The 15,948-nt window shown below is 73.9% G+C and carries 13 protein-coding genes; 7 read left to right on the top strand and 6 right to left on the bottom strand.

Going from position 1 to position 15,948, the window contains the following annotated elements; genetic code table 11:
- The first annotated feature begins 72 nt into the window (after positions 1–72).
- Genes PIR53_12465 through PIR53_12435 form a run of 7 tightly spaced genes read left to right on the top strand, consistent with a single transcriptional unit; the run spans position 73 to position 7,496 of the window.
- On the top strand, positions 73–990 hold the full coding sequence (locus PIR53_12465) for an oxaloacetate decarboxylase (GenBank protein WZH54447.1): 918 nt from the start codon (positions 73–75) through the stop codon (positions 988–990).
- Positions 987–2,411 (top strand): amidohydrolase family protein, encoded by a 1,425-nt coding sequence (locus tag PIR53_12460; GenBank protein WZH50835.1) that lies wholly within the window; start codon positions 987–989, stop codon positions 2,409–2,411. Before PIR53_12465 ends, PIR53_12460 begins: the two co-directional genes overlap by 4 nt.
- Positions 2,408–3,091 carry an isochorismatase family protein gene (locus PIR53_12455; protein WZH50834.1) on the top strand — a complete coding sequence of 228 codons (684 nt, stop codon included), beginning with the start codon at positions 2,408–2,410 and terminating at the stop codon, positions 3,089–3,091. Before PIR53_12460 ends, PIR53_12455 begins: the two co-directional genes overlap by 4 nt.
- Positions 3,088–4,464 carry an FAD-dependent oxidoreductase gene (locus PIR53_12450; GenBank protein ID WZH50833.1) on the top strand — a complete coding sequence of 459 codons (1,377 nt, stop codon included), beginning with the start codon at positions 3,088–3,090 and terminating at the stop codon, positions 4,462–4,464. Before PIR53_12455 ends, PIR53_12450 begins: the two co-directional genes overlap by 4 nt.
- Positions 4,461–5,828: an MmgE/PrpD family protein gene (locus PIR53_12445; GenBank protein ID WZH50832.1), complete on the top strand. Its 1,368-nt coding sequence runs from the start codon at positions 4,461–4,463 to the stop codon at positions 5,826–5,828. The genes PIR53_12450 and PIR53_12445 overlap by 4 nt, the downstream gene beginning before the upstream one ends.
- Positions 5,825–7,207 (top strand): MmgE/PrpD family protein, encoded by a 1,383-nt coding sequence (locus PIR53_12440; GenBank protein WZH50831.1) that lies wholly within the window; start codon positions 5,825–5,827, stop codon positions 7,205–7,207. The genes PIR53_12445 and PIR53_12440 overlap by 4 nt, the downstream gene beginning before the upstream one ends.
- Before the next feature lies 1 nt (position 7,208).
- Positions 7,209–7,496, top strand: coding sequence for a helix-turn-helix transcriptional regulator (locus PIR53_12435; GenBank protein ID WZH50830.1), 288 nt, complete (start codon positions 7,209–7,211; stop codon positions 7,494–7,496).
- A gap of 311 nt (positions 7,497–7,807) precedes the next feature.
- Here the strand turns inward: PIR53_12435 and PIR53_12430 are convergent, their stop codons facing one another.
- The 6 genes from PIR53_12430 to PIR53_12405 all read right to left on the bottom strand — a co-directional run bounded on the left by PIR53_12430 (position 7,808) and on the right by PIR53_12405 (position 15,862).
- On the bottom strand, positions 7,808–8,293 hold the full coding sequence (locus PIR53_12430; protein WZH50829.1) for an ATP-binding protein: 486 nt from the start codon (positions 8,291–8,293) through the stop codon (positions 7,808–7,810).
- Positions 8,286–8,603 (bottom strand): STAS domain-containing protein, encoded by a 318-nt coding sequence (locus tag PIR53_12425; GenBank protein ID WZH50828.1) that lies wholly within the window; start codon positions 8,601–8,603, stop codon positions 8,286–8,288. The genes PIR53_12430 and PIR53_12425 overlap by 8 nt, the downstream gene beginning before the upstream one ends.
- A 9-nt stretch (positions 8,604–8,612) precedes the next feature.
- Positions 8,613–10,922: an FdhF/YdeP family oxidoreductase gene (locus PIR53_12420; protein ID WZH50827.1), complete on the bottom strand. Its 2,310-nt coding sequence runs from the start codon at positions 10,920–10,922 to the stop codon at positions 8,613–8,615.
- 36 nt (positions 10,923–10,958) lie between these two features.
- Positions 10,959–12,920 carry a VCBS repeat-containing protein gene (locus PIR53_12415; protein WZH50826.1) on the bottom strand — a complete coding sequence of 654 codons (1,962 nt, stop codon included), beginning with the start codon at positions 12,918–12,920 and terminating at the stop codon, positions 10,959–10,961.
- 345 nt (positions 12,921–13,265) lie between these two features.
- Positions 13,266–14,285, bottom strand: a complete 1,020-nt coding sequence (locus PIR53_12410) for an alpha/beta hydrolase (protein WZH50825.1) — start codon at positions 14,283–14,285, stop codon at positions 13,266–13,268.
- Positions 14,282–15,862: an NAD(P)/FAD-dependent oxidoreductase gene (locus PIR53_12405; protein WZH50824.1), complete on the bottom strand. Its 1,581-nt coding sequence runs from the start codon at positions 15,860–15,862 to the stop codon at positions 14,282–14,284. Before PIR53_12405 ends, PIR53_12410 begins: the two co-directional genes overlap by 4 nt.
- Between the last annotated feature and the right edge of the window lie 86 nt (positions 15,863–15,948).

The raw sequence follows: 15,948 nt of genomic DNA, 5'->3' as shown, positions 1-15,948 counted from the left end.
TCCCGAGCGGTCCGTCCCCTGCGGCGGGCCGTGATGCAACCAGACACCTGAACGGGAGTGAACGTGAACGAGATGTCGAGCCCGAGGCGACTGCGCGACCTGATCGCGCGGAGCGGTCCGCCGCTGATGCTGCCGGGCGCACCGAACGCTCTCACGGCGCGCGTCGTCGAGGAGGCGGGCTACGAGGCCGTCTACGTGTCCGGCGCGGGCGTGACGAACACGTTCCTGGGCGCTCCCGACCTCGGCCTCCTCACGCTCAACGAGCTCGCCGACCACGTGCGGGCCATCGCCGACGCCGTCGCGCTGCCCGCCATCGTCGACGCCGACACCGGCTTCGGCAACGCCATCAACGTGCAGCGCACGGTGCGGGTGCTCGAGCGGGCCGGCGCCGCCGGCCTCCAGCTCGAGGACCAGGTCAGCCCCAAGAAGTGCGGCCACTTCTCGGGCAAGGACGTGATCTCCGCCGACGAGATGGTCGGGAAGGTCCGCGCCGCGGTCGACGCCCGCATCGACGACGACTTCGCGATCGTGGCCCGCACCGACGCGCTGGCCACCGAGGGCCTCGAGCAGGCGGTCGACCGCATCGGTCGCTACCGCGACGCCGGCGCCGACATCCTGTTCGTCGAGGCCCCCCGCAGCGCGGAGCAGATGCGTCACGTCGTGCGGAGCGTGCCCGGCGTCCACATGGCCAACATGGTCGAGGGCGGGCTGACCCCCCTGACGTCCCGCGAGGAGCTCGGCGAGATCGGCTACGCCGTCGCGCTCTACGCCAACGCCGCGATGCGCGGCGCCGTCGCCGGGATGCGCGAGGTGCTCGACCACCTCGCGGAGCACGGCGACACCACCCGGGCGAGCGAGCTGATGATCAGCTGGCAGGACCGCCAGTCGCTCGTGCGCAAGCCGGACTACGACGAGCTCGAGCGGCGCTACGCCGCCGAGGCCAACACGCCCGGGGCGGACGGCTCCGAGCAGGACGGAGACGTGGCATGACGACCTACGACCTCAGGCTCGCCGGCGGGGAGGTCTACCTCCACGGGACGGGCGTCACCCCGGTGGACCTGCTGGTCACGGACGGCCGCATCGCGGGGATCGTCGACCGCGGCGCGCCGGCCGAGGCCCGCGAGGTCGTGCAGCTCGGCGGGAAGCTCGTGCTGCCGGGTGCGATCGACCCGCACGTGCACCTCGGCAAGGACATCCGCATCCCGCGGGACCCCGACGACGCCCGCCTCGAGACGGCGTCGGCCGCCGCCGGCGGCATCACCTCGATGCTCGTCTACCTCATGAGCGGCGAGGGCTACGAGAACATCGTCCCGGGCGCGCAGGCCGTGATGGAGCAGGACTCCTACGTCGACTTCGGCTTCCACATCTGCGTGGGCACCGACGACCACGTGCACGACATCCCGGCCTACATCCGCGACTTCGGCGTCTCCAGCTTCAAGTTCTTCATGAACTTCAAGGGCGAGGAGGGTGCCTACCTCGGCCTGCCCGGCAACGACGACGGCTACATGTACGACGTGCTGGGGATGGCCGCCGACTCCGGCGCGATGATCAACCCGCACCCGGAGAACATCGAGCTGGTCTGGAAGCTGAAGAACCGGCCGATCGACGAGTCCCGCGGCCCCCTCCACGCCTGGAACGCCTCGCGGCCCTCCTTCGTGGAGGCCGAGGCCGTGCAGCGCGTGGCCTACATGGCCCAGATCACCGGCGCGTCGGTCTACGCGGTGCACACCTCCAGCCAGCTCGCGCTGGACGCCATGGAGCGCCAGCGCCGGTCCTACGAGAACCTGTTCGTGGAGACCTGCACGCAGTACCTGACGCTCACCACCGAGGCGGGCTGCGGCACCTACGGCAAGGTGAACCCGCCCATCCGCGAGCGGGCGGACCTCGAGGCGCTGTGGGTGGGCCTCGCCGAGGGCCGGGTCGACACCGTCGGCTCCGACCACAACGCCCGGCACCGCTCCTTCAAGGAGAAGGACGTCTGGTCGGCCTCCGCCGGCTTCCCCGGCACCGGGGGCGTGCTGCCCCTGACCCTCAGCGAGGGGCTGCGCCGCGGCGTACCGCTGGAGCGGCTCGTCGACGCCACGTCGACGCGGTCGGCGCAGCTGTTCGGGATGTATCCGCAGAAGGGCACCATCCGCGTCGGGTCCGACGCCGACCTGGCGGTCGTCGACCTCGACGGCAGCTACACGATCAACGCCGCGACCCAGCACTCGGGCGCCGACTACACCCCGTGGGAGGGCACCGAGGTCCCGTTGCGCGTCGTCCACACCATCGTGCGGGGCGAGTTCGCGCTGCGCGACGGCGTGCTCGCCGACCGCACGACCGGTCGCTACCTGCGCCGCGAGAAGAGCGGCGCCGCCGCCCTGGCTGCGATCGACACCGCTCCCGAGCAGAAGGGGACCCCCGCATGACCGAGATCATCGACGACCTGACGCGGCAGAGGTACGACGCGGCCGGCTTCGGCCGCCCCGTCGGCCTCGGCAAGCGCCCGGGGCTCCTCATCATCGACGTGCAGTACCGCACCACGGGCACGCAGCCGGTGCCGTTCGACGAGGCCCTCGAGGAGTTCACCACCAGCTGCGGCGAGGTCGCCTGGGACGCGGTCGCCAACATCAAGCGACTGCTCGAGCTCTTCCGCTCCCAGGGATGGCCCGTGCTGTACCCCTACGTCGCGCCCAAGCAGGCCTTCGACGCCGGTGCGCTCGGCGCCAAGGTGCCCGGGATCATGGCCATCCCCGAGAAGGGCTACGAGTTCCACCCCGACATCGCGCCGCTCGACGGGGAGATCCTGCTGCCCAAGCGGCACCCGAGCGCCTTCTTCGGCACCCCGCTGCTCAGCTACCTCGTGCAGGCCGGCGTCGACTCGCTCGTCGTCACCGGCTGCTCGACGTCCGGCTGCGTGCGCGGCAGCGCCGTCGACGCGTTCTCCTACAACTACAAGGTGGCGGTGCCGAGCGACGCGGTCTACGACCGCAGCCCGCTCGTGCACGAGGTCAACCTCTTCGACATGGGCCAGAAGTACGCCGACGTCGACACCACCGACAGCCTGCTGCAGCGCCTCGCCGCGCTGCCCGAGGGAGGAGCAGCATGACCGAGCAGATCGTCCCCGAGGTCGACGTCGACGTCGTGGTGGTCGGGGCCGGCGGTGGCGGCCTCGTCGCCGCCCTGGCGGCCGCGGACGCCGGGGCCAGCGTCGTCGTGCTCGAGAAGCTCGACCGCGTCGGCGGCAACACGTCGCTCTCGACCGGCTCCATCCCCGGCGCGGGCACCCGCCAGCAGCGCGAGCAGGGCGTCGACGACGACCCGGACCGGATGACGGCGGACCTCCTGCGCCAGAGCGGCCCGCACGAGGCGGAGCACCTGACGCGCCGCCTGGCGGAGACGTCCGGCGAGCTCGTCGACTGGCTCGTCGAGAGCCACCAGGTCGGCCTGAAGCTCATCATGGACTACAAGCACGTCGGGCACTCGGTCAACCGGCTGCACGCCCCGGCGTCGCGCCGCGGCCACGACCTCACCGCCGACCTGGTCGCGGCCGTCGAGCGCGCGGGCGTCGAGATCGTGCTCGGCAACCCCGTCGCCCGCCTCGTCGTCGAGGACGGCGTCGTGCGGGGCGTCGAGGTCGCGGGCGACCGCATCGAGCCCTACACGATCCGCGCCCACGCCGTCGTGCTGGCGGCGAACGGCTTCGCCGCCAACCGCGAGCTCGTCGAGCGCTGGGCCCCCGGGCTGGCCGGGCTGGAGTACTTCGGTGCCCACGGCTCCACCGGCGAGGCCCTCGCGTGGGGCGTCGAGCTCGGCGGGCGGCTGCGCAACCAGGAGGCCTTCCAGGGGTACGCCGCCGTCGCCTACCCCCACGGCAGCATCCTGTCCTGGACCACGGTCGAGATGGGCGGCGTGCTGGTGGACGCCACCGGTGCGCGACTGGGCGACGAGATCGTCGGCTACTCGGGCTTCACGACCTCCGTCGTCGCGGGCGAGGGCCCGATCTGGGCGGTCTACGACGCGCGCATCCGCGACATCACGCTCAAGGAGGACGAGTACCGCGACCTCGTCGACATGGGCGGCGCGAAGGAGTGCGCCGACGTGGAGGAGGTCGCCGCCGTCACCGGCGCGCCCCTCGAGGCCCTGCGGGCCACGCTCGCGGCGTACGACGCCGCCGCCCGGGGCGAGCGCGCCGACGAGCACGGGCGCACCGACTTCGCGCACGCGCCGCTCCAGGCGCCCTACGTCGTCTCCCGCGTGACGCCGGGCCTCTTCCACACGCAGGGCGGGCTCGACGTGGACGTCGACGGCCGGGTGCTCACCGACGCCGGTCCGGTGCCGGGGCTGTACGCCGTCGGCGGCGTCGCCGCGGGCGTGTCCGGCCAGACGGGTGGCCGGGGCTACTCCTCGGGCAACGGTCTGCTCACCGCGGTGGGCCTCGGCCGGCTGGCCGGTGCGGCGGCCGCCGCGGAGCGCCCGTGAGCGTGCCCGTCGGCTGGGCGGGGTGGCGCGACGGGCTGGAGCGGCGCCTCGCCGCCGACCCGCTCGCCGACCCCGCCGTACGCCGCCGCGCCGCCCTCGTGCTCGTCGACGACCTCGCCGCGACGGTGCTCGGGGGGCGCCACGCCGAGGTCGCCGCGTTCGCCGGTCTCCAGGTGCGCGGCGGCTCGGGGGAGTCGCGCGTGCTGGCCGGCGGCTCCGCCCCGCGCGAGCGCGCGGCGGCGGCCAACGCGGTCGCGGCCGGCTGGGACGAGCTGGACGAGGGGTTCCGTCCGGCCACCTGCCACGGCGGCCTCTACGCCGTGCCGGCCGCGATCGCCGAGGCGGAGGCGACCGGTGCGAGCACCGACGCGCTGCTGCGCGCGGTGGTCGTGGGCTACGAGGTCGCGACGCAGGTCGCGCGGGCGGTCCCCGCGCCCCGGCCGCTGCGCCTGCACCCCCATGCCACGCTGTCGCCCATCGGTGCGGCCGCCGCGGTCACCTGGTTGCGCACGTCGTCGCCGTCCGCCGTGCTCGCCGCGGCCGACGTCGCCGCCTCGATGAGCATGGTGGGGCCGTTCCGGCACGCCACCGACGGCCTGCAGGCCCGCAACGCCTGGGCGGCGGGCGGTGCGGTGCTCGGCTTCCTCGCCGCCGACGCGGCCGCGAGCGGGCTGGGGGCGGACGCCACGACGCTCCTCGACGTGCTGCGGGACGCCTACGGCCAGGTGCCCGACGAGGCCTTCCTCGCCGACCCGGCGACGGACTGGGCGGTGCTCGAGGGCTACCACAAGCGCTACGCGGCCTGCCAGTACACGCACGCCGCGCTCGAGTGCGCCCTCGCGCTCGGCGCGGACGGCGTCACCGGCGACGCGCTCGCCCGGGTGGAGGCGATCACCGTCGCCACCCACCCGCTGGCGCTCGCCCTCGACGGCACGGCGCCCCGCACGGCCCTCGGGGGCAAGTTCTCCGTGCCGCACGTCGTCGCCGCCACGTTGGCGGCGGGGCGGGCCGACGCCGACGTCTACGCCGCGCCCGGGCTCACGGAGCCGACGGTGGCCCGGCTGCGGGAGCGGGTCGTGCTCGCGCCGTACGGCGACCTCCCGCCCGCCCCGCACGACCGCCCCGCACGGGTGACCGTGCGGCTGAGCGACGGCAGCGAGCACACGCGCGAGGTGCTGAGCGCCGTGGGCGGTCCCGACCGTCCGCTGGGCCCCGACGAGGTGCTCGCCAAGGCGGCCGACCTCACGCAGTCGAGCGCCCCGGGGTTCGCGTCCGTTGCCGCCCGGCTCGTCGACGGCGGCCACGGGCAGGAGTCCTGGGCCGACGTCCTCACCGCCCTCCTCGACGACGGGAACGACCGATGAGCCTGACCCAGCGTCTCGTGGACGCCGCCTGCGCCGCGGCCGCGGCGGGCCTGCCCGCCGAGGTCGACCGATCGGCGCGGCTTCACCTCCTCGACAGCCTGGGCGTCGGACTGCTCGCCGCCCACCGGGGACCGCTGCAGGGCCTCGAGCGACTGGCCGTCGGCCGCCCCGGTCCGGCCACCGTGCTCGGCCGTGCCGAGGGCGCCGCACCCGAGGTGGCCGCGCTCGTCAACGGCACGTTCGTGCACTCGCTCGAGTACGACGACACCCACGTCGCCTCCGTCATGCACGGCAGCGCCACCCTCACCCCGGCCGCCCTGGCCGCGGCGGAGGAGTCCGGGGCGCGGGGAGCGGACCTGGTGGCCGCGTACGCCGTCGGGTGGGAGGTGCTCGTGCGGATGGGCCTCGCCAGCCCCGGCACGCTCCAGGCGCGGGGGTTCCAGACGACGAGCGCCGCAGGCCCGTTCGCGGCCGCGCTCGTCGCGGTGCTGCTCCAGGGTGCGGTCGGGCACGGGGTCGGGCACGGGGTCGACGCGCTCGGGATCGCCGGGAGCCAACCGGGCGGGACGTTCGCGTTCCTCGCCGACGGCGACACCGTCAAGGCGGCGCAGCCCGCCTGGGCGGCCCACTCCGGGCTGTGGGCGGCCGCGCTCGCGCGGGCCGGCGTGACGGGCCCCGCGGCGGTGCTGGACGGGCCGCACGGGTTCTACCGGCTCTACGCCGACGACCCTGCCGCCCCCGCGGCGCTCGAGCGCGAGCTCGGTGACCTGGGGGAGCGCTGGCACCTGCCGGAGGCGGCGTTCAAGCTGATCCCGGCGTGCCACTTCATCCACCCGTTCGTCGAGGCGCTCGAGCGGGTGCTCGCGGCCGGCGTGGAGCCGGCCGACATCGCCGCCGTCCACTGCCACGTGCCGACCGGCGCCGCACCGATCATCGCCAGCGACTGGCCGGCCCGCCAGGTGCCGCCGCGCGCCCACCTGGGCCGGTGGAGCCTGCCCTACACGCTCGCCGGTCGGCTCGTCGACGGCACCGTCGACCTCGAGCTCTACGCCCGTCCGGTCGACGCCGCGCACACCGACGTGGCGCGGCGCATCACGGCGGAGCCCTGGGAAGACTCGGGCTTCCCGGCGCGCTTCCCGGCCCGGGTCGTCGTGACGACGACCGGCGGCGAGGTGCACGACGTGGTCGTCGACGACGTCATCGGCGGGGCGGGACGGCCGGTGCCCGAGGCCGACGTGCTCGCGAAGCTCGAGCGCAACCTGGACGGTGCGGGCTTCGGGGCGGACACGGCCGACGAGCTCGTCGCGCTCGTGCTGGAGGGCGGGGACTTCGACGTCGCCCGGCTGGGCGCGCTCCTGCGGACGCCGGCGGGGCGGTGACGTGACGGCGGTCCGCGTGCCCGTGGGGCCGGTGCCCGTCCGCGGGCGCCTGCTCGGCGAGGACGCCATGCTGACCGAGCGGGAGCGCGAGGTCGCCGGTCTCGTGGCCCACGGGCTCACGAACGGTGAGATCGCCGCTGCGCTGTTCATCTCGGCCACCACGGCGAAGTTCCACGTCGGACGTGTCGCCCGGAAGCTCGGCGCCAGCAACCGCGTCGAGGTCGTGGCCTGGGCCTGGCAGAGCGGCCTCGCGGCGAACGTCGCCGGGCAGGTGCCGGCGGCGCGGTAGCGGCCCTTCCCCGCGCCGTACCCAGGACGTCATGCGGTGCGCCGCCCGGGGCCGGTTCGCATGACGTCCGGCGGGGTGGCGAGGAGGGGTCGGAAGTGTGCGGTTGGTGGCGCCCGGATCGCGTCTGTCCTGTCTCAGGTGCACATTTCGTGGACCCGACGAGCGCTCGCCGCGACCCCGGCGCACGCGTACCGCGCCCCCTGCGCGGGCGCGGTACGCCGCTGGCGAGCCCCGCGCCGTACCCCGGGACGTCATGCGGTGCGGTGCCCGGGGCCTGCGGTTCGCATGACGTCCTGGGTGGGGATGGAGCCTCAGCCCGCCTGCGGGTCGGCGGCGGTCGTCAGGTGCACCTCGACGGTCGTCGCGCCGGCGTGGGTCGTGACCTCCCACCGGTCGGAGAGCCCGTCGACGATGAGCAGCCCGCGGCCGCGCGGTGAGTCGAGCTCGGGCTGCTGGACCTGCAGCGTCGCGCCGTCCCCCGTCACCGGGGCGAGCCCGGCGCGCGGCGCGCGACGGGGGTGGCAGCGCTCGCACCGGGGGTGGGGGCCGTGGTCGGTGACCCGCAGCACGACGGACTCGGGGGACGCCTCCCACGCGAGGTGCAGCGTCTCGTTGGGGCAGGGGAAGCCGTGGTCGAGGCTGTTGGCGACCAGCTCGTGCAGCACGAGGAGCGCGTTCTCCGTCACGACCTGGGCCGTGCCCGCCGTCGCGAGGTGGTGCCGCAGGAGCCGTCGGGCCAGGTGGGCCCCGCGGTCCGTGAACGGCACCTCCGTCTCGAAGGCCACGACGTCAGCCATCGCTCTCCACCACCTCGACGCCCGTGATCATCAGGACGCGGTGCGCGACCGTGCCCGGTGCGGCGACGACGGTGAGGTCGGCGCCGTGCAGCCGCATGCGGCGGCGCAGCGACAGCAGCGTGCCGATCCCGAGGCTCGGCAGGAACTCGGCGCGGGTGAGGTCGAGGGTGATCGACTGCGTGAGGCCCGCGGAGGCCGTCGTGATCGCGCGGTCGAGCTCCTCGACGTCGCGGAACCCCCAGACGCCGCCGGTCACGGTCACCGTGCGCGTGGCGGGGTCCACCACGGACGCGAAGGGGGGCTCCTCCATAGGAGAAACCTAGCGGTCGCGGGGCTCGAGGCGCACGACGACGGACTTCGACGTCGGCGTGCGGGACGTGTCGGCGTAGGAACCGAGCGGCACGAGCACGTTGGTCTCGGGGTAGTACGCCGCGGCGCACCCCCGCGGTGTGCTGTAGGCCACGCAGCGGAAGGCCTCGGCGCGGCGCTCGCCGTCGCTCCACTCCGACACGAGGTCGACCAGGTCGCCGTCGGCGAGCCCCTGCTCGGCGAGGTCGTCGGCGTGCACGAGCACGACCCGGCGCCCGCCGTGGATGCCCCGGTAGCGGTCGTCCTTCCCGTAGATCGTGGTGTTGTACTGGTCGTGCGACCGCAGCGTCTGCAGCAGCAGGCGGCCCGCGGGCACGTGCGGGTACTCCAGCTCGTTCACCGTGAACTCCGCCTTGCCGGACGGCGTCGTGAAGCCCCGCTCGTCGCGCGGCCGGTGCGGCAGCACGAACCCGCCGGGCACGTCGATCTTGGCCTCGAAGTCCTCGAACCCCGGTACGACACGGGAGATCGACGCCCGGATCGTCGCGTAGTCGTCGCGGAACGCGCGCCAGTCGGCCTGCGGGGCGTTGTCCCGGCCGTCGAGGAGCCGTTCGGCGAGCTCGGAGATGATCGCCACCTCGCTGCGCAGCTCGTCGCTGGCCGGGGCCAGCCGCCCCTGGGAGGCGTGGACGGCGCTCATCGAGTCCTCGACGGTGACGCGCTGCGGACCCCCGGCCTGCACGTCGGCCTCGGTGCGCCCGAGCGTCGGCAGGATGAGGGCGCGCCGCCCGTGCACGACGTGGGAGCGGTTGAGCTTGGTCGACACCTGCACGGTCAGGTCCAGCGAGCGCAGGGCCGCCTCGGTGACGTGGCTGTCGGGGGTGGCGCGGGCGAAGTTGCCCCCCATGCCGAGGAAGACCTTCGCCTTCCCTGCGGCCATGGCCTCGATCGCCGCGACCGTGTCCCAGCCGTGCTCGCGCGGCGAGGTGAACCCGAACTCGGCGTCGAGGTGGTCGTGGAACCACGCCGGCATCTGCTCGAAGATCCCCATCGTGCGGTCGCCCTGCACATTGGAGTGGCCGCGCACCGGGCAGACGCCCGCGCCGGGCCGTCCGATGTTGCCCTGGAGGAGCAGCAGGTTGACGACGTCGCGGAGCGTGGCGACGGAGTGCTTGTGCTGGGTCAGTCCCATCGCCCAGCAGACGATGGTGGAGCCCGAGCCGAGCAGCAGCCCGGCGACCTCCTCGATCTGCTCCCGCTCCAGGCCGGTGGCGGTCGCGACGTCGTCCCAGTCGAGCGCGGCGAGGTGCGCGGCGTACTCCGCGAAGCCCCGCGTGCGCTCCTCGACGAACGCGTGGTCGAGGACGGTGCCGGGGGCGGTCTCCTCGGCGGCCAGGAGGAGCGCGCCGAGGGCCTGGAAGAGGGCCTGGTCGCCGCCGAGCCTGACCTGCAGGAACACGTCGGCGATCGGCGTCCCGCGACCTACGACGCCGCGCGCCTTCTGCGGGTTGTCGAACCGCAGCAGGCCCGCCTCGTGCAGCGGGTTGACCGCCACGACCGTGCCGCCGTTGCGCTTCGTCTTCTCCAGCGCCGACAGCATGCGGGGGTGGTTGGTGCCGGGGTTCTGCCCGGCGACGATGACGAGCTCGGCGGTCTCGACGTCGTGGAGCGACACCGAGCCCTTGCCGATGCCGATGGTCTCGGTGAGGGCGGAGCCGGACGACTCGTGGCACATGTTCGAGCAGTCGGGGAGGTTGTTGGTGCCGAGCCCGCGGGCGAGCAGCTGCCAGAGGAAGGCGGCCTCGTTGGAGGTGCGGCCCGACGTGTAGAAGACCAGCTCGTCGGGGGAGTCGAGCGCGGCGACCTCGTCGGCCACCACGGCGTACGCCTCCTCCCACGACACCGGCCGGTAGTGCGTGGCCCCCTCCTCGAGCAGCATCGGGTGGGTGAGCCGCCCCTGCTGGCCGAGCGCGTAGTCGTCCCACGTCTCCAGCTCCGACACCGGGTGCGCCGCGAAGAACTCCGGCGGCACCCGGCGTCGCGTCGCCTCCTCGGCGACGGCCTTCGCGCCGTTCTCGCAGAACTCGGCCGCGCTCCGGTGGTCGCCCTCCGGCCACGCGCAGCCCGGGCAGTCGAAGCCGTGCTTCTGGTTGACGAGCCGCAGCGTCTCGCCCGTGCGCACGGGACCCATCTGCTCCACCGCGATCTGCAGCGCGTGCGTCACGGCCGGCACCCCGACGGCACGCTGCTTCGGCGTGCCGACCGTCAGCGCGGTCTCGTCGATGTTGGCGACGGCGGGGGTCGCGTCCTCTCGTCCCATGTCCGCCATCATCCACCTCCGGTGGCGGGCGCGCGCTCAGCCCTCGTAGTTGCGGGTCGGGTAGAAGGTCGTCGGGTTCGCGTTCTGCCGGGCGCGGAGCCACTGCGTCCAGAGCACGACACCGATGGTGTCGGTGCGCTGGCCGCGCTCCCAGGTGCCGCCGATGGGCTGGTAGTACGGCGCGAGCGCCTGCGTGCCCATCACGATGCCCGTCGGCGCCTGCTCGCAGGTGGCGGTCACGCAGTGCCGCAGCGCGAACGTGCGGTTCGCGACCCGCCACATGCCGATCTCGTCCTTGCCGTCGCCGTCCCAGTCGCCCGTGGTGACCTGGTACGCCGCGGAGACCGCCCCGAACTGGAAGCTCGTCGCCGTCGTGGTGCTCGTGCGGATCGCGAAGACCTTGGTCTTGGTGTCGAGGAGGCCGACCTCGTCCTTGCCGTCGCCGTTCCAGTCGCCGGCGATCGGCTCGTAGCTGCGGCTGCGGGAGCCGAACGAGAACGACCCGATGCGACCCTCCTGCGTGCGCAGGTGGAACGTCGCCGTGGCGGGGTCGAAGACGCCGAGCTCGTCGGTGCCGTCCCCGTCCCAGTCGCCCGCGACGAACCGCCAGCCGACCTTGCCGAGCGTGATGATGCGCTCGGACTCGCCGGAACCGGGGGCCACGTACTCCACGGAGCCCGCGTCGGACGCCTCGTTGGTCAGGTGCACCCGGTTGCCCAGCACCCCGGCGGGCGTGTCGACGCCGTCGCCGTCCCAGTCGCCCGTGAGCGCCTGGTCGAACTGGCTGAACCGCCCGTAGGACCGGGCCGGCACGTCCCGCGGCAGGAACTGCGACTGGTCGAGGGAGGAGAGCGAGCGCTGGTTGTAGACCGCGGTGGTCGACACCGGCAGGCGCGGGTCGCGCTTCACGTGGCCGCCCTGGTCGGTCCACTGGCCGGAGTAGCGGCAGTACGTGCCGCGGATCGGGTCCGTGTGGCGCCGCGTCGGCGGGCCGTACCAGAGGTCCGTGCGGGTGGCGTTGCCGCGCCCGTCGAGGCAGTACGGCTGCACCGACGCCGGGCCGTCCGGCCAGTCGCGGGTGGCGCCGAGCATGATGTTGTCCTCGATGAGCGACCCGGCGGTCTCGAAGGCCAGACGCACGTTGGTCCACGCGCCGAGGAAGGTGTTGCGCCGGATCGTGATGCCCGACGTGCCCGCGTTCGCCGTCGTCTGCGACGAGGCGCCCAGCTTGATGTTGGAGCCGTTGGAGGAGCCGGCCAGCACGTTGCGCTCGATGTAGCCCGGGCCGGAGCCCGTGTTCGGGTGCACGTAGATCAGGTGGTCGGTGTCCGCCGCCGCGCCGCGACCGGGGTTGGACCAGATCGTGTTGTGGCTGATCGTCCAGTCCTTCGGCTGGCCCCACACCTGGACCATGCCGTAGGTGCCGAAGCAGCAGATCTTCGAGTTGCGCAGGATCCAGCCCGTGCCGCCCACGAACTGCACCAGGTAGCCCGGGGGCTCCGTCGTGTCGCGGTAGCGCGCGCCGTTGCCGGAGATGTTGAAGCCGTCGAACGTCCAGTACTGCGCGTTGTCGATGGCCAGCGGCTCGTCGAGGAAGACCTGGTCGTTGGCGGCCTGGACGGTGATCCGCTTGTCCGGCGTGCCCGCCGCGAGCCCGTTGGGCCGGATCACGTAGCTGTTCGGCGACGCGTAGCGCCCGCCCTTCACGAACAGCGTGTCGCCCGCCCGCAGCTTCTGCATCGACGCACGGAGGTCCTTCCACGGCGCCGCCGACGTGCCGGGGTTGGCGTCGTTGCCGTTGGTGGCGACCCAGAAGACGCGACCGGTCGGAGCAGCGGCGGCAGCGGTGGCAGCGGCGGAGCTGTCGATGGCAGCGGCGTCGGTGGACTGGGCCGCGACGGGGGAGCCCTGGGCGCCGAGCAGCACCGTCAGGGCGAGCACGAGCAGGACGGCGGCGCCACCACGCCGTGCACGCCGGTGGAACGGGAGGGAGGGCATGGTCGGAGGGTAGGCCTCCCCGTGCCCCGTGGCGACGGTTTCCGCCAGGTCACCCCCGCGCGGGCGAGGGGCTCGGGCCGGGGGCTCGGGCCGGGGGTCGTGGGAGAAGAAAACGCGGACGGACCCGACCGGGCCGAGGAAAGTGCGCGGCGGGGTCGTCGCTCGAAAAGAAAACGCGGACCGGAAGGCCCCTGGCCTCGGAGTGTCGGACCTCGCCGTCCGCGTTCTCCTTCGCCCGTCGAGGGCCGGGCACCGACCGGTCCGCGTTTTCTTTCCTGGTCCGCGTTTTCTTTCCGCGGGCGCGACCCCGGCCCGGGCGCGACCCCGGCCGGGCGCGGCCCCCGGTCAGGAGGTGGGCAGGTCGGCCGGGAGGTGCGCGTCGAGCCAGCGGTCGAGGGCCGCGTACGCCGCGGCGCGGGGCTCGGCGAGCGAGAGGAACACGTCGTGCCGGGCGCCGGCGACGGGCACGACGTGGGTCTCGCCGCCGAGGCAGCCCGACCAGCGGGCGATCTGGCGCACGTCGAGGATGTTGTCGGAGCGGTCCGTCACCTCCGTGACGCGGCGCGAGAAGCTGGTGCGGTCGGACCGGAGCACCAGCGAGGGCACCCCGACGTCGAGTCCGCGGTGCAGGGCGGCGTGACCGCGGCGTACGGCGTTGAGCCAGCCCACGGTGACGGGGAAGCCCGCGAGGGGACGCAGGGCGAGGTCGTAGTCCCACTCGCCGCGCCCGCTGACGTGGAGCGCGTCGCCGTAGACCGTCGACACGGGCAGGTCGAGGCGGCGCAGGGGCTGGACGCGGGAGACGGCCCGCAGCGCCTGGGTGACGGGTCCCCGCATGACGGGCTTGCCCTGCAGGTCGAACCAGGGGCTGTTGAGCACCTGGCCCACCACGGGCGCGACGCGGTCCTCGCGGCGACGGCGGTCGAGCCACAGCGGCAGCACGAGCCCGCCGGTCGAGTGGCCCATCACGACCACCGGCGCGTCGGGGTGGTCGGCGGCGATCGTGGCGAGGGCGGTCTCGAGCTCGGTGTCGTAGAGCGCCAGGTCGCCCGCGTAGTGCGCCGTCTGGTGCGGCTCGCGGGCCCGTCCGCACTTGCGCAGGTCGAGCGCGTGGAAGGCCAGCCCGCGGGCGGCGCAGTGGTGGGCGAGGTCGGTCTGGAAGAAGTAGTCGGAGAAGCCGTGGACGAACAGCACGGCGCCGACGACGGTCTCCTCGGGGCGGACGACGCGGCGCACGAGCACCGCGTGCACGTCGCCGCCCTCGCCGTCGGGGTCCGGTCCGAGCTCGATCCGGGCCTGCTCGAAGCCCTCGCCGAGGATGTCGGGACGCCAGTCGCCCACGGTCGCCTCCACGGGGGCGCTCACGCGTCGACCAGCCCGGGCTCGGCGGTGTCGGTCGCAGCGGTGTCGGTCGCAGCGGGCACGGCCCTCGGTCGCGGTCGCAGACCCGTGAGCGTGCGACCCAGGTCGCTGCGCAGCGTCGTCGCCGCGTCGAGCACGTAGTTCTGGCGCACGCGCCACGGCGCCTTGTCGCCCTGGCGCGGGAAGGCGTCGATGGAGCGCTGCACGTAGCCCGCGGCCAGGTCGAGCAGCGGACGCGAGCCGAGGTCGCCGTCCGGGGTGGGGACGGCCGCGGCGTACCCCTGCTCCTCGGTCCAGGCCAGCACCTTGCACACGAGGCGGTGGGTGAGGTCGGCGCGCAGCGTCCAGGAGGCGTTGGTGTAGCCGATGCAGACCGCGAAGGAGGGGATGCCCGTGACCATGGCGCCGTTCCAGGTGTGCTGCTCGGGGAGCGTCACCTCGACCCCGTCGACGCTCGGGGAGATACCGCCGAAGGCCCGCAGGCGCAGGCCGGTGGCGGTGACGACGACGTCGGCCTCCAGCACGCGGCCGGACTCGAGCCGGATGCCCTCGGGCACGAACGAGGCGATCCGGTCCGTGACGACCTCGGCCGCGCCGCTCTTGATGACCTTGAACAGGTCGCCGCCGGGGACGGCGCACAGGCGCTGGTCCCACGGGTCGTAGGTCGGCGTGAAGTGGTCGGCGACGAGCTGCGGGTCGCCGAGGAACTTCGTCGTCAGCCCGGTGAGCAGCTTCCGCGCCTGCTGCGGGCGGCGGCGGCAGAACTGGTAGAAGGCCGTGGAGAACGCGATGTTCTTCGCGCGGATCGCGTGGTGCGCGGCGGCCGGGGGGAGGACGCGCTTGAGCCGCTCGGCGTTGCGGTCGACGCGGGGCACGGCGCTGATCCAGGTCGGGGTGCGCTGCAGCATCGTCACGTGGCCGGCGGGGCCGCTGCCGCCGTTCCCGCTCTCGTCGGCGAGCATCGCCGGCACGAGGGTGACCGCGGTGGCGCCGGAGCCGATGACGACGACGCGCTGGCCCGCGTAGGACAGGTCCTCGGGCCAGAACTGCGGGTGGACGACCTGGCCGGCGAACTTCTCGAGGCCCGGCAGGTCGGGGTGGTGGGGCTCGTCGTAGTCGTAGTAGCCGGCGCACGAGTAGAGGAAGCCGCAGGTCAGCGAGCGGCGCTCGCCGGTGCGGGGGTCCTCGACCTCGACCGTCCAGCGGCACGTCGCGGTGTCGAAGTCGGCGGCGACGACGCGGGAGGAGTAGCGGATGTGCTCGTCGATGCCGAACTCGCTGGCCGTCTCCTCGATGTAGCGCAGGATCGACGGCCCGTCGGCGAGCGAGCGGCCGTCGCGCCAGGGCTTGAAGGAGTAGCCGAGCGTGTACATGTCCGAGTCGGAGCGCACGCCCGGGTAGCGGAACAGGTCCCACGTGCCGCCCATCGCCTCGCGGGCCTCGAGCACGACGTAGCTCGTGCCCGGTCGCTCGGTCTGCAGGCGGTACGCCGCGCCGATGCCGGAGAGCCCGGCGCCGACCACGACGACGTCGACGTGCTCGGGGGTCGGACCGGTGGAGCGGTCGGTGGGAGTGCTCATGGTGTCGATGGTGCTCCCCGGGGCGGTCCGAAACTTGCCCTGGTGCGACATGATCTTGTCCTGACGCGACACTCCTCGGAGGTGAC

This window comes from Nocardioides alkalitolerans, from assembly GCA_038184435.1.
Classification (GTDB): Bacteria; Actinomycetota; Actinomycetes; order Propionibacteriales; family Nocardioidaceae; genus Nocardioides; species Nocardioides alkalitolerans_A.
Note: the sequence above shows the minus strand (reverse complement) of the source record. Positions and strands in the feature narration are given on the sequence as shown.